The sequence below is a fragment of the Microbacterium sp. Kw_RZR3 genome (genome assembly GCF_029222405.1).
Taxonomy (GTDB): Bacteria; Actinomycetota; Actinomycetes; order Actinomycetales; family Microbacteriaceae; genus Microbacterium.
The window spans coordinates 15,110-38,915 of record NZ_JARHXC010000328.1 but is presented as its reverse complement, the minus strand read 5'-3'; the positions used below and the strand labels follow the sequence as shown (position 1 = coordinate 38,915).

Genomic DNA, 23,806 nt, shown 5'->3' with positions numbered 1-23,806 from the left:
CGTGGAGGGGCGGTAGGGACGATTCCCGTCAGCCCCTCAAAGCCCTCACGGGCGGCCGCAGGCCGTTCGGGAGGGCTTTCGTGTTGCCGCGAATCGAAGCCTTGGGTGGGCCCACGCCGCCGGAGGCTCCGCGCGGCGCGAAGCAGCGCGTGGAGGGGCGGTGGGGACGATTCCCGTCAGCCCCTCCAAAGGTCCGACATTCCGGCGCAGCCGGGGTGGCGGACCTTTCGCGTGGGTGCCGTAGGAACCGATCCGCGGCGGGTGGGCCCCTGCCGCCCGAGGCTCCGCGCGCTGCGAAGCGGCTTTCGTGTTGCCGTGAATCGAAGCCTTGGGCCGCCTCGAACATCTCCGCGGCACCCCCAGCGGTCATGAGGGCGGAGGCCGGAGGCTACCCCTCCGAATACTCGTGCGCAAACGTTCGTCCCCCGTCTGGGGGACATCTCGTGCATGCCCGATGGATATTCCCTGGACGCTTCCTGAGCTCACGAGATGTTCTCCCTGGAGAGGTGAAACGTCGAAGCCGTGAGAAACACGAACCATGGAAAGCGAGGAAGCTCACATGCGTAACACGGTCATCACACCGACGAAGCGGAAGCTGGGGTGGTCAGCAGCTGCGGCGGCGGCCGCCGCCCTCACTCTGTCGACGCTGGCAGCGGCCCCGGCCACAGCCTCGGACACCGAACCTGTACCCGCATCGGCCGTCGCGGACACCACCGCCCCGACCATCACGACGGAGCAGGTTCGCGAGGCCCACGCCGCGTTCCAGGAGGCGGGCATCCCGTTCGACGTCAGGATCGACGACGCGGGACGAACGGTCAACGTCTACCACTTTGCCGAAGGCGACTTCGGTCGCGTCGTCCCGCCGGCACCGGGCACCATCTCTCCGTATCTTGCGGTCGGTAGCGACGGGGAGGGCACATACATCTCCTTCAACAACGCAGACCAGCGCGCGATCAAGAACGGTACGGCCTACGGCCTCGTGGCCGCCATCGGGCTGCTCAGCCCGCCGATGGGGATCGTGGCGGGTTTCGCGGTGACCATCGCCAACGAGTACGTCGCGGGCAACGGGTTCTGCCCCGGTAATGACGAACTGTGGGTGTACTTCACCGACGGGCCTACCGGACCGGCGTACAGCCAGGTAATCTGCCGACCTGTCTCGCACCCCGGAGGGGGATAACCATGACCCGCACGCATCGCAACCGGCTGCTTCTCGTCGCGACTCTCGTCCTCGTCGGCATCGGTTTCGCCGTGAGCCCCACGTTCGCGAACGAGGGGCTGTGGGCGGGGATCGGGCTGTTCTTGCTGTCCGCCCTCGCGCCCGCCGCGGTCCTCGGCGTCGTCGCCTACGTCTGGTCCGCCAACGACCGCGAGGCGGCGAAGCTCACCGGCAGGACACCCGGGCAGCACTGACGCGATGATTCGGCCCCGCCCGCACCGGGCGGGGCCGTTTCGCGTTCAAACGATTCTCGAGCGACTTGAGCGCCCGCCAAAGGTGATCGCGGGTACATCGTGCCCCGCCGCGGCGTGATGTCGGACCCCCGCACTACCCTCCTCACACACCCCGCACGAGGAGGCGCCCGTGGCCGACCCACCCGAACTCACCGTCACCGACGCCGCGCACTGGCGCGACTGGCTCGACGCGAACGAGAGCGCGAGCGACGGCGTCTGGCTCGTGCTGGCGAAGAAGGGTACGACCGAGCCCACCTCACTCACCTACGCCGAGGCCCTCGACGAGGCGCTCTGCAGCGGATGGATCGACGGGCGCAAGCAGTCCCGGGATGCCGCGACCTTCCGCCAGCACTTCACCCCACGGCGCACCCGGTCGATGTGGTCCACGCGGAACGTCGACATCGTGGCCCGCCTCATCGCGGAGGGGCGCATCCGTCCGCGCGGCGCCGACGAGATCGCGCGCGCTCAGGCCGACGGCCGCTGGGACCGCGCCTACGCGGGGTCCGCCACGATCGAGGTTCCGCCCGACCTGCGGGCGGCCCTGGATGCCGTCCCCGAAGCGGCTCGTGCTTTCGAGGCGTTGAACAAGAGCGAGAGGTACTCCGTGCTGCACCCGGTGGTCACCGCGACGAGCGACGCCCTGCGGGCGAAACGTATCGCCGCGCACGTCGCCCGGCTCGCGGCATCCGTCGATCCGACGAGCTGAGGTCGTCGAAGCACCGCCCGATTCGTGGGGCTCGCGCCCCCCGCACCGAACCGACTCGCACAGAAGCCCTCTTCGGCCGCGGCGCGCAGAAGATCAGGAGCGCGACGCCCCCACGGGCGGGTCAGGTCGAACCCGCCACCGGCTCAGCCCCCACACGCCCGCCGCCGCGAGCATCAGGAGAGCCAGGATGCCGATCACGTGCGCCGCGAGCGAGACCGGGCCGCGCTCGGGCAGGAGGAATCCGTAGGGCACCCAGCCGTCCGTCTGCCCGCGCACGAGCACGACAGCGAGCCAGAGGCACGGGTACGGGAGCACCCACCAGAGCGCTCTCCAGCGCAGGCGCGGACGATCGGGGGCCGAGGCGAAGTCGACCACGACGAACACCGGGAACACGATGTGGAGGATGGCGCTGACCCAGGGCGGGGCCGATCCCGTTCCGGGCACGAGGGTGTTGTAGACGATCGCCACGACGACGAGGCAGGCGGTCCCGACGCCCCAGGCGACAGCCAGAGCCTCGGGAACCCTACCCCCACGCAGCTGATGAAGCGCCACCGCGATCAGCACGAGAGCGGTCAGACTGCTCGTCTGATTCGTGAAGTATCCGAAGAAGTCGAAGGGATTGCCGTCGCCGACGGCGAAGCGCAGTCCGTACGCGATCAGCACGACGATGAGCGCGATGGCCGCGGCGACGAGCCGCGTGATCGCACGAGCACGGCGCGAGGTCACTCCGCGACCCTAGCGCGCGACGGCGCGGCGGCGCGTGACGCGCGGAGGTCCAGGGACGAGCGGAGGATGAATCGCCCCACGGGATCGTCCGGCGCACCCCCGTCCTCCGCCCGTCACGCGGATGCCCGCGGCGACCGGGGCGTCCCCCGGTCTACCTGCGCGTCCACGGCACCCCGGACGCGAGACCGTCCGCGACCGCTGCGACCGCGCCTCACCCCGTCGACCCCCGCACGATCAGCCGCGTCGGCAGCTCGATCGTCGTCGGCTCCCCCGCCGGCGGCTGCACGAGCAGTTCCACCGCGGCCGCGGCCATCTCGCGGATCGGCTGACGCACCGTGGTCAGCGCCGGGCGGAGCCAGCGCGCGCCGCGGACGTCGTCGAAGCCCACGACGAGCACGTCGTCCGGGATACGGAGCCCCAGATCGGCCGCCGCCGCGTACACGCCGGCAGCCATCTCGTCCGAACACGCGAAGACACCGACGGAGCCGTCACCGGGCAGTTCTGTCAGGGCCGCGCGGACCACACACCGGGCGCCGCTGGCGCTCCACCCGGTCGCGACGCGGCGGAGCACGGCATCCGGAACGATCTCCGCGAGCGCCGCGCCGAAGCCCTCGACGCGCGCCCGACCCCACCGGTACGAGGGAGCGCCGTCGACCACGACGAAGCGACGCGCGCCACGGTCGATCAGGTGCCGCGCGGCGTCCGCGCCGCCCGCGCGGTCGGTCGTGCGGACGTTCGGGAGCGGAACGCGCGACTCCGACGAGGGCTCGAACAGCACGAGCGGGATCGCCGCGGCCTCGAGCAGCGCGAACTGGCGGGCCGTCGGGACGTTCAGGCCCAGCACGACCCCGCCCGAGCCACGCGCGGCAATGCGCGCGGGCCAGTCATCGGCGGGGTCGTCCCGCTCGGCGGTCAGGACGAGGTCGTACCCGAGACGCGTCGCGGCCTTGCGCGCGCCGACGACCACCTCTTCGCTGTACGGACCGTCGTACCGCCCCATCACGAGGTCGATGAGCCGAGCGGTCCCCGCGCGCGGACGCCCCTGTCCGCCTCCGCCGTATCCGAGCGCGGCAGCCGCGTCCCGCACACGGGCACGCGTGGTCGGCGAGATCTCGCCGCGCTCGCGCAGCACCCGCGACACCGTCGCGATACTCACGCCCGCGGCGTCCGCGACCTGGGCGAGCGTGGGGCGGGACACGGTCCCAGTGTGCCGGATGCCGCGGACTTTTGCGCAAAGCTTCGTGTCCCGCCGCGAGGGCCGTGGGAGGGTGGCATCCATCCACGACGAGGAGGACGCATGAGCCATCGACGAGCGCTGGTCGTGCGCGGAGGGTGGGACGGCCACCACCCGGTCGAGGCGACCGAGCTGTTCCTGCCGTTCCTGCGCGACAACGGCTTCGACGTCCGCGTCAGCGAGTCGAACGAGGTGTACGCCGACGCCGACGAGATGGCCGCGACCGACCTCGTGCTGCAGTGCGTCACGATGTCGGAGATCTCTCGCGAGGCTCTCGCCGGGCTGCGCACCGCCGTCGCGAACGGCGCGGGACTGGCCGGATGGCACGGGGGCATCGCCGACTCGTACCGCGCGTCGTCGGACTATCTGCAGCTCGTCGGCGGGCAGTTCGCCACCCATCCGGGTCGGCATCCCGACGAGCGACCCGGCACCGAGGAAGACAACTACCTCCCGTACCGCGTCGAGATCACCGACCTCGGCCGCCGTCACGAGATCACCGCCGGACTGAGCGACTTCGACCTCGACACCGAGCAGTACTGGGTGCTGACCGACGATCTGAACGACGTCCTCGCCACGACCACGCACCCCGTGCAGCCGTATCACCCGTGGCATCGCCCGATCGTGTCGCCGGCCGTCTGGACCCGCGAATGGGGCGCGGGGCGCGTCTTCGTCGCCACTCCGGGTCACACCCCCGACATCCTGCGGGAGCCGTCGGCGCGCACCATCATCGAAAGGGGACTGCTGTGGGCCAGCCGCACGGTATCGGAATAGTCGGCCTCGGCGTCATCTCGGCGCAGTACCTCGCCACCCTCGGCGACCACCCCGACGTACGGATCGTCGCGACCGCCGACCTCGACCACGCGCGCGCCGAAGAGATCGCGAACGGGATCGACGGATGCCGCGCCCTCAGCGTCGACGACCTCGTCGCCGACCCGGCGGTGCAGACCGTCCTGAACCTCACCGTTCCCGCCGCGCACGCCGAGATCGCCTCGAAAGCTCTCGCCGCCGGCAAGGACGTCTTCGGGGAGAAGCCGCTCGCGGCGACCCTCGCGGACGCGCAGCGCGTCGTCGCGGCGCGCGGACGTGCGTGGCTCGGCTGCGCCCCCGACACGGTGCTCGGCACGGGCGTCCAGACGGCGCATGCTGCCCTCAAGGCCGGCGCCATCGGTCGACCGGTGGCGGCGACGGCGACCTGGGTGTCCGCGGGTCATGAGGCATGGCATCCGCACCCCGACTTCTACTACCGCGAGGGCGGCGGGCCGCTCCTCGACATGGGGCCGTACTACCTGACGACGCTGTTCCACCTGCTCGGGCCGGTCGCCCGGGTGTCGGGAGCCTCGTCGCGACCGCGGGACACGCGGACCATCGCGAGCGGCCCGCGGGCGGGCGAGGTCATCCCGGTCGAGGTCGACACCCATGTGACGGGGGTCCTCGAGCACGTGGGCGGCGCGGTGTCGACCGTGACCTTCAGCTTCGACGCGCCGGTCAGCGATGCGGCCCCGATCGAGGTCTACGGCGAGACGGGCACTCTGTCGGTGCCGGACCCCAACCTCTTCGACGGCGAGGTGCGCGTGCGCGCCGGCCGCCACGACGAGTGGCACGCCGTGACCGAGCGCGCCGGATACGAGCACGCGGGCCGCGGGATCGGCATCCTGGATCGGGTCCGGACGGGCTCGGATCGCACCGATGCCGGCATCGCGCTGCACGTGCTCGAGGTGATGACGGCCCTGCAGGAATCTGCCCGCACCGGCACGCGCGTCGAGATCGAGACGCGGCCGGCGCCGCCGACCGTCGTTCCGTTCACGGATGAGGAGCGGTGGCGCGCGGGGTGACTCAGCGCGGGTTCGCGCTGCGCGCGCGGAACCACACCGTCAGCTCGCGCAGCGCGCGCGCCGTGACCGTGTCGTCGTCGGAGTCGAGGTCGTCGAAGGAGTCGCGGAAGCCCTCGGGCGCCGCCTTCTGCGGAACGTTCAGGGTCTCGTACCCCATCGTCCAGTCGGCGAAGCGTCGCTCGTCGATCTCCTCGTCGACGAGGATCCGCATGTCGCGGTGCCGCGGGTCGCGGCGGATCCGGTCGATGAGCTCTCGCACGAGGGACTCGGGGCCCTCGAGTACCTGGAGGAACCTGTTGCCCCGGAACAGCAGCATGCCCGACAGGTCGCGCGCGAGGTTCGCGGCCCGGCTCGACGACAGCAGGTCGGCCAGCTCTTTCGCACCGAAGGCCGACACCGCGGCGCTGGAGTACGTCACCGATCGCAGGGGCTCTGCCATCACCGCACGACCGATCCGGGGAGTCCGCGGTCCGTCCGCACCTGGTGCAAGACGATCTCTTCATCCCGTGGGGCGGACATGCGCGTCTCGACCGGTGCCGAGGTGATCGCCGCCATCCCCGCGACGAGGGTCGGGAAGCGGCCGACCAGGCGGGAACGGCCGTCGTACGCCAGGTAACTGCCGTCGGCTTCGCGGTCGAGGTATCCCAGAAAGGCACCGTTGCGGCTGCCCACGTGAAAGCCCTCTTCGACTCGGGCCCAGACCACACCGGCCCCGGGACGATCCGTGTACGTCATCTCCGCGCTCCTCTGCCCACGGCGAATCCGCAGGCTCCGACCGTATCGGCTCGCGTGCCGGGAACCTGCTCCTTGACAGCGGCGCCCGAAACCGTCCGATCTCAGACGAGCAACGCGCGGATCTGTTCGGCATCGTCAGTACCGGATGCCTCGACGATGCGACCGTGCGACAGGCGGTAGATCGCGAACGCGGCGATGTTCACGCGGCGGCGCGTGGCCGAGAGGTGCCGGTATGTGCCCGTGTGCGTCCCGGAACCCCGCACGTGTACCGCGAGACGGTCGTCCTCGACGATCAGCTGAATCCGCCTCCACTGCCAGTCGGGGAAGGCGTGCAGCAGTTCGGCGTAGTCGGCGATCCAGGCCTCGGCCCCGGCCGGGAGGTGGGCGCGACGCATACCGGGGTCGAGAAAGCCCCGGACCGCCTCGAGATCACGGCGGTTCTGGGCGTCGAGGAAGTCGGCGAACCAGTCACGCGTCTCCCCGGCCTCCACCGTTCCATTATCCGGCGGGGCTGCTCGGCGGGCGTGCCGTCGACGCCGGGGCGTGCTGTCGGCGCCGGGCCATTAGGCGGAGTTCGTTCCCGACACGCCGCCCTACGGCATCCGGCCGCGGCAAGTCGCCCCCGCACTCCGCGCGACGGCACACCCGCCCCCACCCGACCACCCCGAGTCCCCGCTCTGGTCGCGTACCCGGCGGGCGTCACGCCCGCCGTTCGCCGGACCGGATGCCACGACCCACCGCCGCGAGTACCACAACGTCTCGGCGTGCGCCGCCCCCTCGGCCGCTCGACACCGCGGTGGAAACGTGGGGGCATGGCATCCCCCCTCGCCCTGCTTCGTGACGACTCGTTCTCGCTCCTGGTCCGCGGCTACGGCTTCGGCGCGCACCTGTGGCGCCGGGCCGACCGCGGGGCGCGGGCCGTTCCGTTCCGGCTGCTCGGCCGCGAGGCGCTGTTCGTCCGCGGCGAAGAGGGCGTGCGGCTCTTCTACGACGAGTCGCTGACCCGCCGCCACGGCGCGATGCCGGCCTTCATCCAGGAGTCTCTCTTCGGCCACGGCTCGGTGCACAGCCTCGACGGCGAGGAGCATCGCCACCGCAAGGCCACGTTCGTCGACGTGCTCTACGACGACGACGAGGTGCAGCGGCTCCTCCCCGAGCTCGAGAGGCAGTGGCAGGGCGAGCTCGACGCCTGGGTCGCCGGCGGCGAGCGCTCGGCGTACGACGCCGCGGTGGGAGCCCTGGGCCGCTCGATCATGCGGTGGGCCGGCATTCCGGGCACCGCGGCGGCACAGACGCGGTGGGCGAGGCGGCAGGCGCAGATCGTCGACGGGTTCGGCGTGCCGTACTCGCCCGAGTTTGCGCTCGCCCTGATCAACCGCCGATGGTCGGACCGCCACGCCGGCGAGCTGATCGACGCCGTGCGGGCCGGAACCCTCGACCCCGCCGAGGGCACGGCACTGCACGCGTGGGCGTGGCACCGCGACCGCTCCGGCGGACTGCTGCCTGCGAAACGTGCGGGCATCGAGCTGCAGAACAGCTTCCGCCCGATGATCGCGGTCTCGCGCTTCGTCGCCTTCGCCGCGAAGGAGCTGCACGACCGTCCCGAGTGGCGCGAGCGCATCGCGGCCGAGACCGCCGAGCGCGGGTCGCTCGTCGGCGGCGAGCTCGCCACGTCGTTCGCGCAGGAGATCCGCCGGACCGCCCCCTTCGTGCCGATGCTTCCCGCGTGGGCCGTGACCGACGTCGAACTCGACGGCGAGCGGGTTTCCGCCGGTGGCCGGGTCGTGCTCGACATCCTCGGCACCGACACCGACGCCCGCGAATGGGAGCGACCGTCCGCGTTCGACCCGGAGCGTTTCGCCGGCGTCGACGACTACGAAGCGCTGCACGCCTTCGTCCCGCACGGCGGCGGCGAGGTGCCGACCGGTCACCGCTGCCCGGGCGAGAAGCTCGCGATCGCCGGGCTCGCGGCATCCATCGCCGTCCTCAGCGACCCGCGCCTGCGGATCTCGGGCCACGGCCTCGAGGTGAACCGGCGCCGGATGCCGACCAAGCCGCGCTCCGGCGGGCGCGTGCGCCGCGCGGACGCGCCGTCGGCCTGCCCGTTCCACGTCGGTCGCACGAGCTGAGCAGCGAGGCTGCGGCTACCGGCCGTGGACCGGTTTCGGCACGATCTCCTGTTCTCGGAATACGGATGCCGCGGGCTCAGCGCGCGGAACGCACCCACCGCCGCCACTCGGGCTGGGGCGCATACCCGCGAGCCGCCCACGCGGACGCGCCCAGGTCGTTGCCCTCGAGCACCATCGCGTCGAAGCGTCCGGCGCCGAGCGTGCGAAGACGGGCCTCGGCCGCATCGAGGAGGACTCGGGCGAGGCCCTGACGGCGGTAATCGGGGTGCACGGCGAGGCGATAGAGGTGGGCGCGCCACCCGTCCCAGCCCGCGATGACGGTGCCGATGATCCGGCCCTCCGACCTGACGACGAGCACCGCGTCGGGATCCCGACGCAGGAGCGCCTCGACCACGGGAGCCGAGTCGCTCGGCCGTGCGTCGTTCTCGCCCGCGATCGCCCAGAATGCCAGCAGCGCGTCGACATCGGCGAGGGTCGCGATCTCGACGGCGGGCGGCACGGGGTGATCCGTCATGGTCCACGACCATAGCGGCGTCGCCGTGCACCTTGTCGCGCCCACCTCGAATCGGCTGCAACAGCCACCAGCGAGCCCGCGCCCGTCGGAGTGCCCCGCAGCTCGGTGGGACGGCCGCGGGCGGAGGGCAGCTCGTGAACTCCCCGCAGAAATGACACCCGTGTAGTTTCGAAGTTTCCCTCGGTTCCTGAGTTTTCCACAGAAGGTTTGCACACCACGGGCGGGGTTTCGCACACCTCTCCACAGAGTTATCCACATGTGTAGAGCGATGCATTCGTAGGCGAGTGCGCCCCCAGGGATGCTTCAGAGGCCGTCGTCGCGCGCGCGAACTTCGGTCGGCGGGCCGGGAGAGCCGCACGGCCCCACTGCCGTGCCCATCGTCGCGGGCGTACGTCACGGATGCCGCCGCCCGGCCGCCATCCTCGCGCCCTCATCCGGGATTGCGCCCGGTGGAGTCCCAGAACGTGCAGCGGGGACGTGCTCCGATCGCACACAGTGGGACATGGGCCAGCCGGCCGCAGCGCCTCACCTCACGCCCGCTCCTCGAACACCTCCGACGCGATACGGAACGCCGTGTTCGCCGCCGGCACGCCGGAGTAGATCGCGGACTGCAGGATGACCTCGCGGATCTCGTCGATCGTGAGGCCGTTGCGGAGCGCTGCGCGCAGGTGCATCGCGAGCTCCTCGTGGTGGCCGTGCGCGATGAGCGACGACAGCACGGCGACCGAGCGCGAGCGGCGGTCGAGGCCCGGCCGCGACCAGATGTCGCCCCAGGCCACGCGCGTGATGAAGTCCTGCCAGTCGGCGGTGAGGTCGGTCGTGGCCGCGGTGGCACGGTCGACGTGCGCGTCGGACAGCACCGCGCGGCGCACGGTCATCCCCTGGTCGTAGCGTTCCTGGTCGGTGGCCATCAGAAGCCCTCCCCCGAGGTCGACGCGAAGAACGAGCGCAAAAGCGCGGCAACAGCCTCGGGCTGCTCGGCGGGCGGCAGATGTCCGGCATCGTCGATCCGGGCCGTGCGGCCGTCCTTCACACCCTCGGCGATCTCGGCGGCCTTGGTCTCGGGCGCGATAGCGTCAGCCGCACCCCACGCTGCGAGGACGGGCACGGTGATCTCGCCGAGAGAGGAACGCACGTCGTACCCGGCGAGCGCCTCGCAGCAGCGGGCGTAGCTGTCGTCGTCGGCATCCTGCAGCGCGTGCAGCAGGCGCCCGGTCAGCTCGGGGCGTCGTTCGATCGAGCCGGGAGCGAACCAGCGCTGGGCGGAGGCGCTGATGAGGCTCGAGGTGCTTTGCGCTCGCACCTGTGCAGCGCGGTCGTGCCACGCCTCGGGGTCGCTGAGCTGCGCTCCGGATGCCACGATCGCGGCGGCACGCACCCGGTCACCGTGCCGTCGCGCCAGCTCCAGTCCGGTCGCCGCTCCGAGGGAGACACCGGCGTAGAAGAACGTGTCGTCAGGGACGGCAGCCGCCACGGCATCCGCGAGGTCGCCGACGGTGAAGGCCTCATGGGTGATCGGCCCCGCGCCATGACCCGGCAGGTCCCAGCCGACGACGCGGTACTCGTCGACCAGGAGCGGAACGACGTCGTCCCAGACGATCGTCGATGTGCCCAGCGACGGCCCCAGCACGACGACCGGCGCGCCCTCCGGCCCGACCGGCGCCGTCAGCGAAATCAGCGAAACTGCACTCATTGCTCTCCCTCGTCTCGATGTGCGGCCGATCCCGTGCGGTCTCGGCGACGTGTTTCGGCCTCGGCCCCCGCGGCGAACCACGGCGCCAGGCCCACGTACGCGCGCGGGCCCAGCAGCTCGTCGACGTCGAGACCCGCGGCCTCGGGCATCGCCCGCAGGGCATCGCCGAGGTCGGCGTCTCCCGCGAGCAGCTCCGCGAAGCGATCGGTCCCGATGAGCGGCACGAGAACGCCACGCAGACGCTCGCTCACGAGGCGCCCCCCGGTCAGGTCGGCGTTGCTCTGCGCCGCCGCGGCATCGACCCGCAGGTGCGCGAGCATCGAGGCCGCATGCCGCGTCGCGCCGAGTGCGAGCCGCAGCAGCTCCCGCAGGGTCGGCCATTCGGCGTGCCACGCCCCGTCGGGGCGCTCGTCGACGGCGAGGGATGCCGCGAGGTGCAGCGTCGCGCCGAGCTGCGGCGCGCGAAGGGCCGCGGAGCGGATGAGGACCGCCTCCGCCGGGTTCTGCTTCTGCGGCATCGCCGAGGAGCCGCCGCCCACGCCCTCCGACACCTCGCCGATCTCGGTGCGACTGAGCGTCGCCACGTCGCCTGCGACCTTGCCGAGGGCGTCGATGGCCTGCACGAGCGCATCGCCCAGCTCGGTGATCGGCCAGCGCGTCACGTGCCACGGCGCGTCGGGGACGTCGAGATCGAGTGCCCGCGCGAAGGCGGCGGGGAGCCCCGCGGCGATGTCCTTCGAGCCGGTGATCTCGACGAACGATGCGAGCGTGCCGCCCGCTCCGCCGAGTTGCGCGGGGTACTCCAGGGTCCCGAGCCGACGCGACGCCCGCTCGATGCCGCGCGCCCAGGTCGCGGCGCGAGCGCCCACGGTGGTGGGGACGGCGTGCTGGGTGAGGGTGCGTGCGGCCGAGACGTCGTCGACGTGAGCGACGGCGAGGTGGCGCGCCCATTCGCCCGCGATCCGCAGCGACGAGCGCACCTGGTCCATCGCCCGCCGCGCGACGATCATGAGGGCCGTGTCGAGGATGTCCTGGCTGGTCGCCCCGCGGTGGATCCACGCCCGATGCTCGGCCGGCACCTGCGCCTTCAGCATGCCCACGAGCGGGATCACGGGGTTGCCCCCGCTCACCGACTCCGCGATGAGACGGTCGACGTCGAGACCCGCGGCCGGTTTGCCGTATTTCTCGTCGATGCCGAACGCGTGGTCGATGTCGCGACGGGCCTCGCGCGGGGCGACGCCCACCTCCTCGTACGCGGCGACGAGAGCGCATTCCGCGCGCACGAGCGCACTCAGCACGAACGAGTCCGACACCAACGTGTCGTGCCCCACGGTCACGGGCGACAGCAGCCCGAGATCGATGGGCACGGGGGGATCAGAAGGCAAGGAAGACCGTCTCCTTCTCGCCCTGCAACCGGATGTCGTGGTGGAGGTTCCCGTCGGGCGTTCGCGTCGCCACGAGGCTAGCGCGCTCGCCCGCGTCGAGCGAAGACAGCAGCGGGTCCGCGGCGAGCGCCGCGTCGTCGCCGGGGACGTAGATGCGCGTGTGGAGCTTGTCGGGCAGACCCCGCGCGAACACGATCGCCGCGTAGAAGCCGGGACGGCCCTGGATGCCACCGGGCTCGCGCGTCCAGAACTCGAAGTGCCCCTCGTCGTTCGTGAACGCGCGCCCGAAACCGGTGAACGTGTGGTCGTCGCGGCGGAACGCGCCGCGCGCCCGCGGCACCGAGCCGTCGGCATCCGCCCCGAAGATCTCGACCAGCGCGTCGGGGACAGGCGCTCCCGCCCCGTCGAACACGGTGCCGCCCAGCACGATCGCCCCCGGCGAGTGCGGGAACACGACCTCGTGCTGCTTCGGGTACTCGAGGCCGTACGCGAAGAACGGGCCCACGGTCTGGCCGGGGGTGGCGCGGTGGGTCTTGGCGGGGGTGCTCATCACTCGTCGCCCTCCTGCTCGTTCTTCGACAGGCTCAGGAACCGAGCCGTTCGTCGATGTCGTCGTCATGTCACTCGTCCTCTGGCTCGAAGTACGTCTGGTCGGGGCCGTCGACGACGATGTCGAACCGGTAGCCCGTCGCCCACTCGGGCGAAGTGAGGTCGTGGTCGTAGACGCCGACGAGGGCGTCGCGATCCTTCTGCCGGTGGATGCTGTTGTAGATCGGGTCAAGCGCGAACAGCGGATCCCCGGGGAAGTACATCTGCGTCACCAGGCGCTGCGTGAACGACGAGCCGAACACCGAGAAGTGGATATGCGCGGGGCGCCAGGCGTTGCGGTGGTTTTTCCACGGGTAGGGGCCGGGCTTGATCGTGGTGAAGCGGTACTCGCCGTTCTCGTTCGTGATCGCACGGCCCGCCCCGGTGAAGTTGGGGTCGAGGGGGGCGGGGTGCTGATCGCGCTGGTGGATGTAGCGACCCGCCGAGTTGGCCTGCCAGATCTCGATGAGCTGGTTCGCGATCGGTCGCCCCCACGAGTCGAGCAGACGCCCTTGCACGCTCATGCGTTCGCCGAGCGGCTCACCGGCGTGCTGCAGGGTGAGGTCGGACTCGATCGCGGCGACGTCGCGCTGTCCGAACGCGGGCGAGAACAGCTCGATCGTCTCGGGATCGACGAGCTTCGGGTTCTTGGTGGGGTGCCGCAGCACGCTCGAGCGGTAGGCGGGGAAGTCGTGGGCGGTCGCGGCGACCCGCTCCCCTGCCGCCTCGAGCGCATCGAGCTCGGCGTGACGGGTGCGCATCTCGGCGACGATCTGGCCCTGCGTGGCCTGGTCGGGAGCGGCGAGCAGCGTTTCGGGCGCCGCGGCGGGGGTGTGCGTCATGGGGTCTCCTTCGACCAGACCATCGTCCGTCACCGACCTGCGGGACGGCGACCTGTTCCCGCTCAATGGGAATCGTGGCATCCTGAGCTCATGGCGAACTCCCCCTCGGGCGACTCGGTCACCGACCGGCTGGTGCGGATCCTCGAGACCTTCACGCCCACCCGCACCGCGCAGACGACCGCCGACATCGGCCGACGTGCGGGGTTGCCGAGCTCGTCGGCGCACCGGATCGTGAACGAGCTGGTGGATGCCGGCCTCCTCGAGCGCGACGATGAGCGACGTGTACGCGTGGGGATGCGCCTGTGGGAATTGGCGACGCGGTCATCGCACGCGCTCCGGTTGCGCCAGGCGGCGCTGCCCTACATGGAGCGCGTGCAGCAACGCGTGCGCGAGCACACGCAGCTCGCGATCCTCGAGCACGACGAGGCGCTGTTCCTCGAGCGCCTGAGCGCTCCCGACTCGGGCGCCAACATCACACGCGTCGCGGGGCGACTTCCCGTGCACGCCTCGTCGTCCGGCCTCGTGCTGCTGGCCTTCGCCCCGCGCGACCTCCAGGAGCGGGTGCTCGCCGGCCCTCTCCCCCGCGTCACCCCCGAGACGATCGTCGACCCGGCGGCGCTCCGGCGCACGCTCGCCGAGATCCGCACACTGGGCCGCGTGATCGCCCCCGGGTACGTCGATGAGGTGTCCACCGGCGTCGCCGTGCCCGTGCGCGACGAGACCGGAGCCGTCATCGCCGCTCTCTCCGTCGTGCTCCCGCGCGACGCCGAGACGCAGTTCGCCCTGGTCGAGCTGCACCGTGCCTCCCGCGACATCGAGCGCACGCTGGGTTATCGCCGCTGAGGAGATCCGACGCGAACGAGGCACGTCCATCTGCATGATCGCTGGGGCGGGTGGTGTCCAAAGTGACGCGTGCGGCACTCCCGACCCCGACCGGTCCTACAAATGAACCACTGAGACCCACATCCCGTTCAACGAGAGTCGCGCCGTCGCACGACGACCGCGAGGCCACCATCGACACAGCCACCGTCGAAGGAGACGCCATGACCACCACCGTCCGCACCCGTGTCGCCATCGTCGGCGCCGGCCCCGCCGGCCTCCTGCTGTCGCACCTGCTCGATGAGGCGGGGATCGCCTCGGTCGTCATCGACCAGCGCTCGCGCGACGAGATCGAGAGCACGATCCGTGCCGGCATCCTGGAACAGGGCACCGTCGAGCTGCTCGACACGATCGGCGAAGCCTCACGCGCACGCACGGTCGGCCACCGCCACGACGGCATCGAGCTGCGCTTCGAGGGCGAGGGGCACCGCATCGACTTCGCCGCGACCGTGGGCCGTGCGGTGTGGCTCTATCCGCAGCACGAGGTGCTGAAGGATCTCATCGCCGCGCGCCTCTCCGCGGGGCAGGATCTGCGCTTCGGCGTCACCGCGGAAGGCATCGAGAACGGCGAGCGTCCGCGGGTGATCGCGCGCGATGCCGAAGGGAACCCCCTCGAGATCGAGGCCGATTTCGTCGTCGGGTCCGACGGCTCGCGCAGCGTCGCCCGTGCCACCGTGACCGGGTCGAGCACCGGCGGGTACTTCCGCGAGTACCCCTTCGCCTGGTTCGGCATCCTGTGCGAAGCCCCACCGTCGAGCGAGGAGCTGATCTACAGCAACTCCCCCGACGGTTTCGCGCTCGTCAGCCAGCGCTCCGACACGGTGCAGCGGATGTACTTCCAGTGCGACCCCGAGACCGACACCGCGGCGTTCAGCGAGGAGCAGCTGTGGGACGAGCTGCAGAAGCGGGTCCCCGGTACGACCCTGAAGCAGGGCCCGATCTTCCAGCGCGACGTCCTGCGCTTCCGCAGCTTCGTCGCGCACGAGCTCCGCCGCGGTCGCGTCGCGCTCGTGGGCGACGCCGCTCACACCGTCCCGCCCACCGGCGCGAAGGGCATGAACCTCGCGATCGCCGACGTGCGCCTGCTCGCCGCCGCCCTCGGCGCCCTGCTGCTCGAGGGCGACGAGCGGCTGCTCGACGCCTACCCCGAGACCGCGAGCCGGCGCATCTGGAAGGCTCAGCACTTCTCGTGGTGGATGACGAGCCTCCTCCACGTGGCTCCGGATGCCACCGACTTCGACCGCCGCCGCCAGCTCGGCGAGCTGCGCACCGTCGTGGAATCGGAGCACGGCCGCGCCTACCTCGCCGAGGCGTACTGCGGCTGGCCCTTCGACGCCTGACTCGCCGCCGCATCGCGGCGCTCCCGCCCGTTGAGTGTCCAAGACACGCCGTAACCACCCCCGGAATAACGGCGTGTTCTGGACACTCGACGGTGGGGCTGCCGGCAACCCCGCCCCGCGCGGACCCGAGCCCCGCACGAGCGCGGCGCCCGAGCCGGAGCCCGAGCGCCGCGTCACCCCCGCGAGGGGCTCAGTCCTTCTTGCCGCGTGCGTTCTTGTCGCGCGGCTGGGGGAAGGGGCTCGGCACCACCGGCACCGTCCCCGTGTAGCCCTCGCGCTCGGCGGCGAGCTCGGCGATGCGCTTTCGGCACGCGAACCATCCGGCCGTGATGAGCAGGCTCGCGACGATCGCGACGACCAGCGTCGCGGGCGAGTCGATGAACACCAGCACCAGCACGACCGCGAGGAACACCAGCGTCGCGTATCCCGTGTAGGGCGCCCAGAACAGCCGGAAGGTCGGGCGGACCAGCTCCCCGCGATCGGCCAAGCGCTTGAACTTCATCTGGCAGAGCATGATGGTCGCCCAGGTGACCAGGATGCCGACGGCGGCGACGTTCAGCACCGTCTCGAACGCGTCGCTGGGGTTGACGTAGTTGATCACGACACCGAACAGGGCCACGACCGCGGTGATCGCGATGCCGCCGTAGGGGACGCCGGCCTTGTTCATGCGGGACGCGAACTTCGGCGCGGATCCCGCCACCGCCATGGAGCGCAGGATGCGACCGGTCGAGTACAGCCCCGCGTTCAGCGACGACAGGGCGGCGGTGAGCACGACGAGGTTCATGATCACGTCGACGCCCGGAACCCCGATCGAGGCGAAGAAGGTCACGAAGGGGCTCTCGTCCTTCGAGTACGCGGTGTACGGCAGCAGCAGCGCGAGCAGGAGCACCGAGCCGACGTAGAAGATCGCGACGCGGAAGATGACCGAGTTGATCGCCCGCGGCATGACCTTCTCGGGGTTCTTCGTCTCGCCCGCCGCGGTTCCGACGAGCTCGATCGAGGCATACGCGAACACGACGCCCTGCATCAGGATGATCGCGGGCAGGATGCCGTTGGGGAAGAAGCCTCCGTTGTCGGCGATGAGCGAGAACCCGACGGGGGCGCCGTTGGGGGTGCCGAACACGACGAAGTAGATGCCCACGAGCAGGAACGCGACGAGCGCCATGACCTTGATGAGCGCGAACCAGAACTCCAGCTCGCCGAACACCTTCACCGACACGAGGTTGACCGCGAGCACCGTGACGAGCGCGGCGAGCGCCCAGGCCCACTGCGGCACCGCGGCGATCCAGGGCACGTACTTGCCGAAGAAGTTCATGTAGAGCGCGGCGGCGGTGATGTCGACCATGGTCGTCGTCGCCCAGTTGATCCAGTAGAACCAGCCCGAGACGAACGCCGCCTTCTCGCCGAAGAACTCGCGGGCGTACGAGACGAACGAGCCCGAGGTCGGGCGGTGCAGCACGAGCTCGCCGAGCGCCCGGAGGATGAAGAACGCGAAGAGCCCGCAGACCGCGTACGAGAGCACGATCGCGGGTCCGGCCTGAGCGAGGCGCCCGCCGGCACCGAGGAAGAGACCGGTTCCGATGGCCCCGCCGATCGCGATCATCTGCACCTGACGCGACGTCAGCCGCTTGTGGTACCCGGCGTCCTCGAGCTGAACGGTCGAGGTGTGGATCTGCTCGGCAGCGTCGCCGGCACGGGGGGTGGAGTCGTTCACGTACCCATCATTCGTTTCACGCAGCCCCTGTCCAGCAAGCGCGCCGAGTGTCGGGATTCCGGATGCCGCGGTTCACAGCCACTTCTTCACCTTGAACGTCAGCCACAGTCCCGCCGAGACGAGCACCATGAGCACGAGCGCCATCGGGTAGCCGAACTCCCAGTTGAGCTCGGGCATGTTCTTGAAGTTCATGCCGTAGATCCCGCCGATCAGCGAGGGCCCGAAGAGGATCGCCGCCCAGCCGGAGATCTTCTTGACCTGCTCGTTCTGCTCGAGTGACGTCTCCGTCTGGCGCTGCGTGACGAGAGTCGCATTGACCGTCAGGGCGTTGTCGAGGATCGAGCGCATCGACGTCAGCTTGTCGCACTGGCGCAGGACGTGGTCGAGGACGTCGCGCAGCGACCGCTGCAGTTCGATATCGACGCCGTACTTCTCGGCGCCGCGCAACAGCGCCTGGAGCATGTCGCGCAGGGGTTCGGTCGCACGCTGGAAGTGGATGACCTCGCGAGCGAGCTCGTAGATGCGCTGCGTCAGCTCAGCGCCGCCGGTTCCGAAGAGTTGGTCCTCGATCTCGTCGACGTCGTTCTGCAGCCCGCGCGCGACGGGGTCGTACTGGTCGACGACCTCGTCGAGGATCGCGTAGAGCACCGCCTCGGGGCCGCGGGCGAGCAGTTCGGGCTGTTCTTCCAGCCGATGCCGCACGCGCGCCAGGTCGGGCACCTCGGCGTGGCGCACGGTCACGACGTAGTCCTCGCCGACGAACACGTGCAGCTCGCCGAACTCGACGGTCTCGGTCTCGTCGATGTACCGGGCGGGGCGCAGGACGGCGAAGAGATTGCCGCCGTACCGCTCGAGCTTCGAGCGCTGGTGCCCGGCCAGCGCGTCCTCGACCGCGAGGGGGTGCAGCGAGAACTCCGCCGCGACGCGTTCGAGCTCTTCGGGCGAGGGGCGCAACAGCCCGATCCAGGCCATCCCGCCGTGAGCCTCCATGTACTCGAATGTCTGGTCGAGGCTGGCGGGGTTCTCGATGCGGTGGCCGTCGACGTACACGGCGCTGTCGATGATGGGCATGTATCAGTTCTACGCCCCGCAGGTGGACGGGCGATGACGTGGTGCGCCGACTCAGACGGGAGTCATAGCGCCCCGGTCATCGCCGGGGCCGCGGGATCAGTCCTTCTTCGGGTCGTGACCCCAGTTCATCAACGAGTACCGCCAATCGGTGTCGGTGATCTCGCCCTTCGGGCGCTGGGCTCCGTGCCGCTTGACGTACCCGACCACTTTCCGCATGTGCGCGATGTCGGCGTCGGTGAGGTCGGCCTTCTTCTTTCTGAGGATGCGCACGATGTGCCGACCGCTCTCGTGCCCGGTCGACTCCCCGCCGTCCTTCTTCTGCCCGACGCTGCGGGACTCGTCGGTGTCGAGCCAATCCGACAGCTCACCGGCCGTCATGTTCACGGCCTCCCCGAACTCGGCGCGGGTCTGTTCGTCGTCATCGCTGCGTTCGCTCATACGCCCATGCTGACCGTCGAACCGCGTGCCGCCGGACCCCTTGCGCGACCCCGTGGCACGTGGCATCCGCGACACAGCCGACAGGGCGCAGCCGAGGGGGCTCAGCCGACGGGCTCGCTCAGCGGCCCGTTCGGGTCGGATCCCGGATGCCGCGCACCGGGCGCGTGCCGGGCGGCCGCCGTCACGGCTCCGATGCTCGCCGCGATGACCAGGGCGATGCCGCCCACCTCGAGCCACGAGAGGTGCTGACCGAGCAGGAGGAATCCCGCCGTCGAGGCCGTCGCGGGGCCGAGGCTCATGAGGATCGCGAAGGCCGAAGCCGGCAGGCGTCGGAGAGCGATGAGCTCGAGCGCATAGGGCACGGTCGACGACAGCACGGCGACGGCGGCGCCGAGGGCGAGGATGTCGAGGCGCAGGAGCACCTCGCCGGCCTGCGCGATCCCGAACGGCAGGGCCGCGATCGCCCCGATGGCCATCGCGAGCGCGAGGCCGTCGAGGCGGGGAAAGGCTCGCCCGACGCGCGCCGACGCGAGGATATACAGCGCCCAGCTCACGGCCGCGCCGAGCGCGAACAGCACGCCCAGAGGATCGAGCCGGTCCCACCCGCCCGCGCCCAGCGCCACGACGCCGGCGAGCGCGAGTCCCGCCCAGAGCCAGCGCGCCAGGCCCGTCGCCGTGACGATCGAGAGCGCGAGAGGGCCGAGCACCTCGATGGTCACGGTCACGCCCAGGGAGAGTCGCTCGAGCGCGAGGTAGAACAGTCCGTTCATCGTGGCGAGGACGAGACCGAAGGCCACGACCTCGCGCCAGTGCGCCAGCGAGTGACCCCGCCACCGCGGTCGGGCGATGATCAGCAGGAGCGTCGCCGAGAACAGCAGACGCAGCATGACGATGCCGAGCGGCCCCGTCTGCGGGAACAGCATGACGGCGAACGAGGCACCGACCTCCTGGCACGCGAGCCCGATCAGCACCAGCGCCGCGGCCGACCGCGGCCCGCCGGCCGCCCTCATGCCGGCGTCACTGTGCGGGGACGGTGCAGATGGCGTTGCCGACGATACCGTCACGCATCTGTTGGGCCGTCCAGGGCAGTCCCGCCTCGGGAGCGGTCTGCCCCGAAGCCGCCGGAGCCTTCGACGCGATCGCCGCGAGCTCCCAGCTGAGCCACGCGGCCGTCTTGGGGTTACCGGCCGAGTTGTTCAGCACGACCGAGACGGCCATGCCGGTGGTGGGGTCGGCGAAGGAGCCGACCATGTAACCCGCCGTCGCACCGAACTGTCCGATGAGCGAACCGGCCTGGTACGCGCCGCCCGCCGCGGTGAACCACGTCGGGTCGTCGGCGCTCACGGGGAGGGGCGACGAGAACCTGTCACTCCCCTCGGGCAGCAGGGAGCCGGCGGCGAGCGCCTGCGTATAGCGGCCGAGGTCGGTGATGTCGGTCACGGCTCCCGCGGCGGCACCGCCGAAGCTCGACGAGGTCACGGTGACGTCCTGGGGCTGATCGCAGGTCCATCCGCCCTCGGGGAGCTGCTGCGAGCGGAACCCCTCGAGGGCGGTCGACGAGGGCGCGGCAGCGGCCGACCCCGGCAGGCTCGTGTTCGACAGCCCGAGGGGTTCGGCGACGCGGTCGCGGATGAGGTCCGAGAGCGTCTCACCGGTCGCGCGCTCGGCGGCGAGCCCGGCGATCAGGTAGTTCGTGTCCGAGTCGGCGAACGCCGCCCCCGGAGGGTTCAGACGAGGGCTCGCGATGCCGTACGCGAGCAGCTCGCGCGGGTTCCACGCCCGGTCGGGGTTGTTCAGCTCGGTCCCCTGCAGCACGGACGAGTAGGAGCCGAGCCCCGAGGTGCCGTTGCAGAGCATGCGCAGGGTGATGTCGTCGTACCCGGGGAGGTTGCTGACCCACGTCGTCACCGGGTCGTCGAGCTTGACCGTGCCGTCGGCGGCGAGCTCGTAGAGCACGTCGCAGGTCATCGCGCCGGTGACATCGGCGGCACGGAAGTCCAGGTCGGCCGAGACCTCGGCGCCGCCCGGTCCCTGCGTGCCCACGCCCGACACCCAGCTCCCACTCCAGGGCGCCCACACGCCGACGATGGCGCCGCTCGACCCGGTCGCCGCCATGGCGGTCGTGACGGCGTCGCGCAGCTCGGTGACCGTCTGGTCGGGCAACGGCGCGTCGACCTGGGCGGGGACGTCGATGGACACGGAGTTCTCGGCGGTGCACCCGCTCAGGATCACCGCGAGGACGCTCGCGCCGGCGATCGCGGCCGCAGCAGACCGACGCCATGTCCCCATATCGAACCCCCTGGAATCCGCGCGCGACGAATCGCGCGCTCCAAGAATTCAAACACACGCCGCCCGAAGCGACTTGCCGCTTGCGCCCGGGCGGCGTCACGTCTGCATCACATCTCGCCGCGAGCGCTCGGCGGTGCGCCGATCAGCGGCGAAACCACAGGAAATCGGGGGTTAGGTTCACCTAACCCTGTGCGTATGATGTCCCCATGAACGCCGTCGTCCCGTTCTCCGCCGCTCTGCGCGAGCGCTGTTCCACAAGCGCGCATTCGACGAGCGAGTGCGACGGCTTCATGACCGACCTCCTCAACGGCACCGGCTCCCGCGACGACTACATCGCCCTCATCGCGCAGCAGTGGTTCATCTACGAGGCCCTCGAGACGGCGGGCGAGCACATGCGCCACGACCCGGTGGCATCCGTGTTCCTCAGCGACAAGCTCACCCGCCTGCCCGCCCTGGAGGCCGACCTCGCGTTCCTCCTCGGCTCCGACTGGCGCGGGCAGATCAGCCCCCTGCCCACCACGCAGGCGTACGTGTCGCGGATCCGCCGCGTCGCCGCGACCTGGCCGGGGGGCTTCGTCGCTCACCACTACACGCGCTACCTCGGCGACCTGTCGGGCGGACCGTTCATCGGTCGCCTCATGCAGCGCCGCTTCGGATTCGACACCAACGGGATCGGGTTCTTCCTGTTCGGCGACATCGCCGACCCGAGAGCGTTCAAGAACGTCTACCGCGAGCAGCTCGACGCGGTCCCGTGGGATGACGACGAGAAGGCGCGCGTCATCGACGAGGTGCTGGTGGCGTACCGGTTCAACACCGAGCTGTTCGCCGACCTCGCGCGAGCCAAGGCGGCTCAGGTCGCCTGAGCACGATCGCCCTGCTGGCGTCCGAGCCACGCCTGCTTCATGAAGCGGCGCACGTCCTCGTCGACGCGGATGTCGCTCGGGCGCAGCGGCCGTGACAGGTAGAGACCGTCGAGAGACGTCAACCGGCTGAGTGCGACGTAGGTCTGCCCGGGGGCGAAGGCCCCGGCACCCAGGTCGACGACCGCGCGATCGTACGTCTTGCCCTGCGACTTGTGGATCGTGACGGCCCACGCGAGCCGGAGCGGGAACTGCGTGAACTCTGCGACGATCTCGCGCGAGAGGTTCTTCGTCCCCGGGTCGTACGCGTAGCGGTACCTCTCCCACACGGCGGGTTCGACATCGTGCTGGATGCCGTCGACCTCGACCCGCACGCTGTCGCCCGCGATGCGCGTCACCGTGCCGATCGTGCCATTGACCCACCGCGGCGCCTCGCCGAACTGCGCGGAGTCGTTGCGCAGGAACATCACCTGCGCCCCCACCTTGAGCGTGAGCTCCATCTCGGCGGGATAGTTCGCCTCACCGCGCCCGAAGTCGCCCGAGATCTCGGCGTTCGCGGTCTGCGTGCGCCCCACGAGCTCCTCGAGATGGCGCCGGTTGATGCTGTTGACGCGATCGTTGCGCGTCGCCAGCGTGATGATCGGGTGCTCGCCGTCGGCCGGGTGCGGGGGCGTGCGGGCTCCGGCGGTGTTCAGGATGCCGGCCATCTCGGCCGTCACGCGTCCGTAACGCACCGCGTTGAGCAGGGTCTTGAAGCCCGGGTCGGACTGCCGGTGGATCTCGACGAGCTCGTTGACGTGCAGGTCGGCCCCGTGGCGCCCGATGTCGATCAGCCCGTCGCTCGCCGCTTCGCCGGACCACACCTTCGCGTCGAAGAACCAGAACGAGCGGTAGTGGTCGCGGATGTAGCGCGCCTCGTCACCGCGCGGGGGAACGGGGGCGAGCTGGTACGGGTCGCCGAACATGACGATCTGGGTGCCGCCGAACGGCTCGGCGCGCCGGCCCCGCGCCTGACGGAGCGAGCGGTCGATGGCATCCATGAGGTCGGCGTTCACCATCGAGATCTCGTCGATCACGAGCGTGTCGATCGCGTTGAGGATCTTGCGGGTCGCGTCGTTCTGGTCGATGTCGCCGTTCGCGATCAGGCCGATCGGCAGACGGAACAGCGAGTGGATCGTCTGCCCCTCGACGTTGAGCGCCGCCACGCCCGTCGGCGCGCACACGGCGATCTGCTTCTGCGTGTTCCACGCGAGGTGCTGCAGCAGAGTCGACTTGCCCGTCCCCGCGCGCCCGGTCACGAAGACGTGCTCCCGCGTGTCTTCGATCAGCCGGAACAGCGCCTGCTGCTCGGCGGAAAGAGGCGGGGTGGTCACCGATTCATG

At 70.8% G+C, this 23,806-nt stretch carries 26 protein-coding genes; 9 read left to right on the top strand and 17 right to left on the bottom strand.

All coding sequences use genetic code 11. The annotated features are described in order from the left end of the window. Positions 1–559 precede the first annotated feature (559 nt). From P2P98_RS18250 to P2P98_RS18240, 3 genes are all read left to right on the top strand, one after another. Entirely contained in the window at positions 560–1,177 is a 618-nt protein-coding gene (locus tag P2P98_RS18250) for a hypothetical protein (RefSeq protein ID WP_275801687.1), read from the top strand. A 2-nt stretch (positions 1,178–1,179) separates the two neighbouring features. After that, positions 1,180–1,410 (top strand): hypothetical protein, encoded by a 231-nt coding sequence (locus P2P98_RS18245; RefSeq protein ID WP_275801685.1) that lies wholly within the window; start codon positions 1,180–1,182, stop codon positions 1,408–1,410. Between the two features lie 169 nt (positions 1,411–1,579). Beyond that, a complete protein-coding gene (locus P2P98_RS18240) occupies positions 1,580–2,155 on the top strand; it encodes a YdeI/OmpD-associated family protein (RefSeq protein WP_275801684.1) in 576 nt (191 codons plus the stop codon). 93 nt (positions 2,156–2,248) lie between these two features. On the opposite strand, the gene P2P98_RS18235 is transcribed toward P2P98_RS18240, so the two are convergent. Both P2P98_RS18235 and P2P98_RS18230 read right to left on the bottom strand, forming a co-directional pair. Then, a complete protein-coding gene (locus tag P2P98_RS18235; RefSeq protein ID WP_275801683.1) occupies positions 2,249–2,881 on the bottom strand; it encodes a Pr6Pr family membrane protein in 633 nt (210 codons plus the stop codon). Between the two features lie 211 nt (positions 2,882–3,092). After that, positions 3,093–4,079: a LacI family DNA-binding transcriptional regulator gene (locus P2P98_RS18230; RefSeq protein WP_275801682.1), complete on the bottom strand. Its 987-nt coding sequence runs from the start codon at positions 4,077–4,079 to the stop codon at positions 3,093–3,095. A 99-nt stretch (positions 4,080–4,178) separates the two neighbouring features. On the opposite strand from P2P98_RS18230, the gene P2P98_RS18225 reads away from it, so the two are divergent. Next, a complete protein-coding gene (locus P2P98_RS18225; protein ID WP_275801681.1) occupies positions 4,179–4,886 on the top strand; it encodes a ThuA domain-containing protein in 708 nt (235 codons plus the stop codon). Continuing rightward, complete coding sequence (locus tag P2P98_RS18220; RefSeq protein WP_275801680.1) at positions 4,859–5,947, top strand: Gfo/Idh/MocA family oxidoreductase; 1,089 nt, start codon at positions 4,859–4,861, stop codon at positions 5,945–5,947. The genes P2P98_RS18225 and P2P98_RS18220 overlap by 28 nt, the downstream gene beginning before the upstream one ends. 1 nt (position 5,948) lies before the next feature. Here P2P98_RS18220 and P2P98_RS18215 read toward each other — a convergent pair whose 3' ends face one another. The 3 genes from P2P98_RS18215 to P2P98_RS18205 form a co-directional block, all read right to left on the bottom strand. Beyond that, the gene (locus P2P98_RS18215) at positions 5,949–6,386 is read right to left on the bottom strand and encodes a BLUF domain-containing protein (RefSeq protein WP_275801679.1); all 438 of its coding nucleotides are present in this window, start codon (positions 6,384–6,386) and stop codon (positions 5,949–5,951) included. After that, the gene (locus P2P98_RS18210) at positions 6,386–6,682 is read right to left on the bottom strand and encodes a hypothetical protein (protein ID WP_275801678.1); all 297 of its coding nucleotides are present in this window, start codon (positions 6,680–6,682) and stop codon (positions 6,386–6,388) included. The genes P2P98_RS18215 and P2P98_RS18210 overlap by 1 nt, the downstream gene beginning before the upstream one ends. 101 nt (positions 6,683–6,783) lie before the next feature. Then, positions 6,784–7,173, bottom strand: a complete 390-nt coding sequence (locus tag P2P98_RS18205) for an ester cyclase (protein ID WP_275801677.1) — start codon at positions 7,171–7,173, stop codon at positions 6,784–6,786. A 321-nt stretch (positions 7,174–7,494) separates the two neighbouring features. Between P2P98_RS18205 and P2P98_RS18200 the strand changes: the two genes are divergently transcribed. After that, entirely contained in the window at positions 7,495–8,811 is a 1,317-nt protein-coding gene (locus P2P98_RS18200) for a cytochrome P450 (protein WP_275801676.1), read from the top strand. A gap of 76 nt (positions 8,812–8,887) precedes the next feature. On the opposite strand, the gene P2P98_RS18195 is transcribed toward P2P98_RS18200, so the two are convergent. The 6 genes from P2P98_RS18195 to pcaH form a co-directional block, all read right to left on the bottom strand. Then, on the bottom strand, positions 8,888–9,325 hold the full coding sequence (locus P2P98_RS18195; RefSeq protein ID WP_275801675.1) for a GNAT family N-acetyltransferase: 438 nt from the start codon (positions 9,323–9,325) through the stop codon (positions 8,888–8,890). A 530-nt stretch (positions 9,326–9,855) separates the two neighbouring features. Continuing rightward, the gene (gene pcaC, locus P2P98_RS18190; protein ID WP_275801673.1) at positions 9,856–10,236 is read right to left on the bottom strand and encodes a 4-carboxymuconolactone decarboxylase; all 381 of its coding nucleotides are present in this window, start codon (positions 10,234–10,236) and stop codon (positions 9,856–9,858) included. Further along, positions 10,236–11,018, bottom strand: a complete 783-nt coding sequence (locus P2P98_RS18185; RefSeq protein ID WP_275801672.1) for an alpha/beta fold hydrolase — start codon at positions 11,016–11,018, stop codon at positions 10,236–10,238. Before P2P98_RS18185 ends, pcaC begins: the two co-directional genes overlap by 1 nt. Continuing rightward, the gene (locus P2P98_RS18180; protein WP_275801671.1) at positions 11,015–12,385 is read right to left on the bottom strand and encodes a lyase family protein; all 1,371 of its coding nucleotides are present in this window, start codon (positions 12,383–12,385) and stop codon (positions 11,015–11,017) included. The genes P2P98_RS18185 and P2P98_RS18180 overlap by 4 nt, the downstream gene beginning before the upstream one ends. A 7-nt stretch (positions 12,386–12,392) precedes the next feature. Next, positions 12,393–12,953: a protocatechuate 3,4-dioxygenase subunit alpha gene (gene pcaG, locus P2P98_RS18175; RefSeq protein ID WP_275801670.1), complete on the bottom strand. Its 561-nt coding sequence runs from the start codon at positions 12,951–12,953 to the stop codon at positions 12,393–12,395. Positions 12,954–13,023: 70 nt separating this feature from the next. Beyond that, a complete protein-coding gene (gene pcaH / locus P2P98_RS18170; RefSeq protein ID WP_275801669.1) occupies positions 13,024–13,833 on the bottom strand; it encodes a protocatechuate 3,4-dioxygenase subunit beta in 810 nt (269 codons plus the stop codon). 90 nt (positions 13,834–13,923) lie between these two features. On the opposite strand from pcaH, the gene P2P98_RS18165 reads away from it, so the two are divergent. Further along, positions 13,924–14,676, top strand: a complete 753-nt coding sequence (locus tag P2P98_RS18165; RefSeq protein ID WP_275801668.1) for an IclR family transcriptional regulator — start codon at positions 13,924–13,926, stop codon at positions 14,674–14,676. A 200-nt stretch (positions 14,677–14,876) separates the two neighbouring features. Continuing rightward, positions 14,877–16,052: a 4-hydroxybenzoate 3-monooxygenase gene (locus tag P2P98_RS18160; RefSeq protein WP_275801667.1), complete on the top strand. Its 1,176-nt coding sequence runs from the start codon at positions 14,877–14,879 to the stop codon at positions 16,050–16,052. 190 nt (positions 16,053–16,242) lie between these two features. Here the strand turns inward: P2P98_RS18160 and P2P98_RS18155 are convergent, their stop codons facing one another. The 5 genes from P2P98_RS18155 to P2P98_RS18135 form a co-directional block, all read right to left on the bottom strand. Next, complete coding sequence (locus tag P2P98_RS18155) at positions 16,243–17,724, bottom strand: amino acid permease (RefSeq protein WP_275801688.1); 1,482 nt, start codon at positions 17,722–17,724, stop codon at positions 16,243–16,245. 114 nt (positions 17,725–17,838) lie between these two features. Next, positions 17,839–18,837 carry a magnesium/cobalt transporter CorA gene (gene corA / locus P2P98_RS18150; RefSeq protein WP_275801666.1) on the bottom strand — a complete coding sequence of 333 codons (999 nt, stop codon included), beginning with the start codon at positions 18,835–18,837 and terminating at the stop codon, positions 17,839–17,841. Positions 18,838–18,933: 96 nt separating this feature from the next. Continuing rightward, positions 18,934–19,275 (bottom strand): DUF3140 domain-containing protein, encoded by a 342-nt coding sequence (locus tag P2P98_RS18145; RefSeq protein WP_275801665.1) that lies wholly within the window; start codon positions 19,273–19,275, stop codon positions 18,934–18,936. Between the two features lie 101 nt (positions 19,276–19,376). Further along, entirely contained in the window at positions 19,377–20,285 is a 909-nt protein-coding gene (locus P2P98_RS18140) for an EamA family transporter (RefSeq protein ID WP_275801664.1), read from the bottom strand. 7 nt (positions 20,286–20,292) lie between these two features. Then, complete coding sequence (locus P2P98_RS18135) at positions 20,293–21,564, bottom strand: serine hydrolase domain-containing protein (RefSeq protein ID WP_275801663.1); 1,272 nt, start codon at positions 21,562–21,564, stop codon at positions 20,293–20,295. 206 nt (positions 21,565–21,770) lie between these two features. On the opposite strand from P2P98_RS18135, the gene P2P98_RS18130 reads away from it, so the two are divergent. Then, a complete protein-coding gene (locus P2P98_RS18130; protein WP_275801662.1) occupies positions 21,771–22,427 on the top strand; it encodes a biliverdin-producing heme oxygenase in 657 nt (218 codons plus the stop codon). Here P2P98_RS18130 and P2P98_RS18125 read toward each other — a convergent pair. Beyond that, positions 22,415–23,797, bottom strand: coding sequence for a DEAD/DEAH box helicase (locus P2P98_RS18125; RefSeq protein ID WP_058595975.1), 1,383 nt, complete (start codon positions 23,795–23,797; stop codon positions 22,415–22,417). The genes P2P98_RS18130 and P2P98_RS18125 overlap by 13 nt on opposite strands. Positions 23,798–23,806 lie beyond the last annotated feature (9 nt).

Excerpts from the sequence above, each read along its gene's own strand:
- P2P98_RS18245 (WP_275801685.1), top strand. The coding sequence starts at position 1,180 with ATGACCCGCACGCATCGCAACCGGCTGCTTCTCGTCGCGACTCTCGTC.
- P2P98_RS18215 (WP_275801679.1), bottom strand. The coding sequence starts at position 6,386 with ATGGCAGAGCCCCTGCGATCGGTGACGTACTCCAGCGCCGCGGTGTCG.
- P2P98_RS18130 (WP_275801662.1), top strand. The coding sequence starts at position 21,771 with ATGAACGCCGTCGTCCCGTTCTCCGCCGCTCTGCGCGAGCGCTGTTCC.
- P2P98_RS18165 (WP_275801668.1), top strand. The coding sequence starts at position 13,924 with ATGGCGAACTCCCCCTCGGGCGACTCGGTCACCGACCGGCTGGTGCGG.
- P2P98_RS18250 (WP_275801687.1), top strand. The coding sequence starts at position 560 with ATGCGTAACACGGTCATCACACCGACGAAGCGGAAGCTGGGGTGGTCA.
- P2P98_RS18200 (WP_275801676.1), top strand. The coding sequence starts at position 7,495 with ATGGCATCCCCCCTCGCCCTGCTTCGTGACGACTCGTTCTCGCTCCTG.
- pcaG (WP_275801670.1), bottom strand. The coding sequence starts at position 12,953 with ATGAGCACCCCCGCCAAGACCCACCGCGCCACCCCCGGCCAGACCGTG.
- P2P98_RS18145 (WP_275801665.1), bottom strand. The coding sequence starts at position 19,275 with ATGAGCGAACGCAGCGATGACGACGAACAGACCCGCGCCGAGTTCGGG.
- corA (WP_275801666.1), bottom strand. The coding sequence starts at position 18,837 with ATGCCCATCATCGACAGCGCCGTGTACGTCGACGGCCACCGCATCGAG.
- pcaC (WP_275801673.1), bottom strand. The coding sequence starts at position 10,236 with ATGGCCACCGACCAGGAACGCTACGACCAGGGGATGACCGTGCGCCGC.
- pcaH (WP_275801669.1), bottom strand. The coding sequence starts at position 13,833 with ATGACGCACACCCCCGCCGCGGCGCCCGAAACGCTGCTCGCCGCTCCC.
- P2P98_RS18135 (WP_275801663.1), bottom strand. The coding sequence starts at position 21,564 with ATGGGGACATGGCGTCGGTCTGCTGCGGCCGCGATCGCCGGCGCGAGC.
- P2P98_RS18225 (WP_275801681.1), top strand. The coding sequence starts at position 4,179 with ATGAGCCATCGACGAGCGCTGGTCGTGCGCGGAGGGTGGGACGGCCAC.
- P2P98_RS18140 (WP_275801664.1), bottom strand. The coding sequence starts at position 20,285 with ATGAGGGCGGCCGGCGGGCCGCGGTCGGCCGCGGCGCTGGTGCTGATC.
- P2P98_RS18185 (WP_275801672.1), bottom strand. The coding sequence starts at position 11,018 with ATGAGTGCAGTTTCGCTGATTTCGCTGACGGCGCCGGTCGGGCCGGAG.
- P2P98_RS18195 (WP_275801675.1), bottom strand. The coding sequence starts at position 9,325 with ATGACGGATCACCCCGTGCCGCCCGCCGTCGAGATCGCGACCCTCGCC.
- P2P98_RS18160 (WP_275801667.1), top strand. The coding sequence starts at position 14,877 with ATGACCACCACCGTCCGCACCCGTGTCGCCATCGTCGGCGCCGGCCCC.
- P2P98_RS18210 (WP_275801678.1), bottom strand. The coding sequence starts at position 6,682 with ATGACGTACACGGATCGTCCCGGGGCCGGTGTGGTCTGGGCCCGAGTC.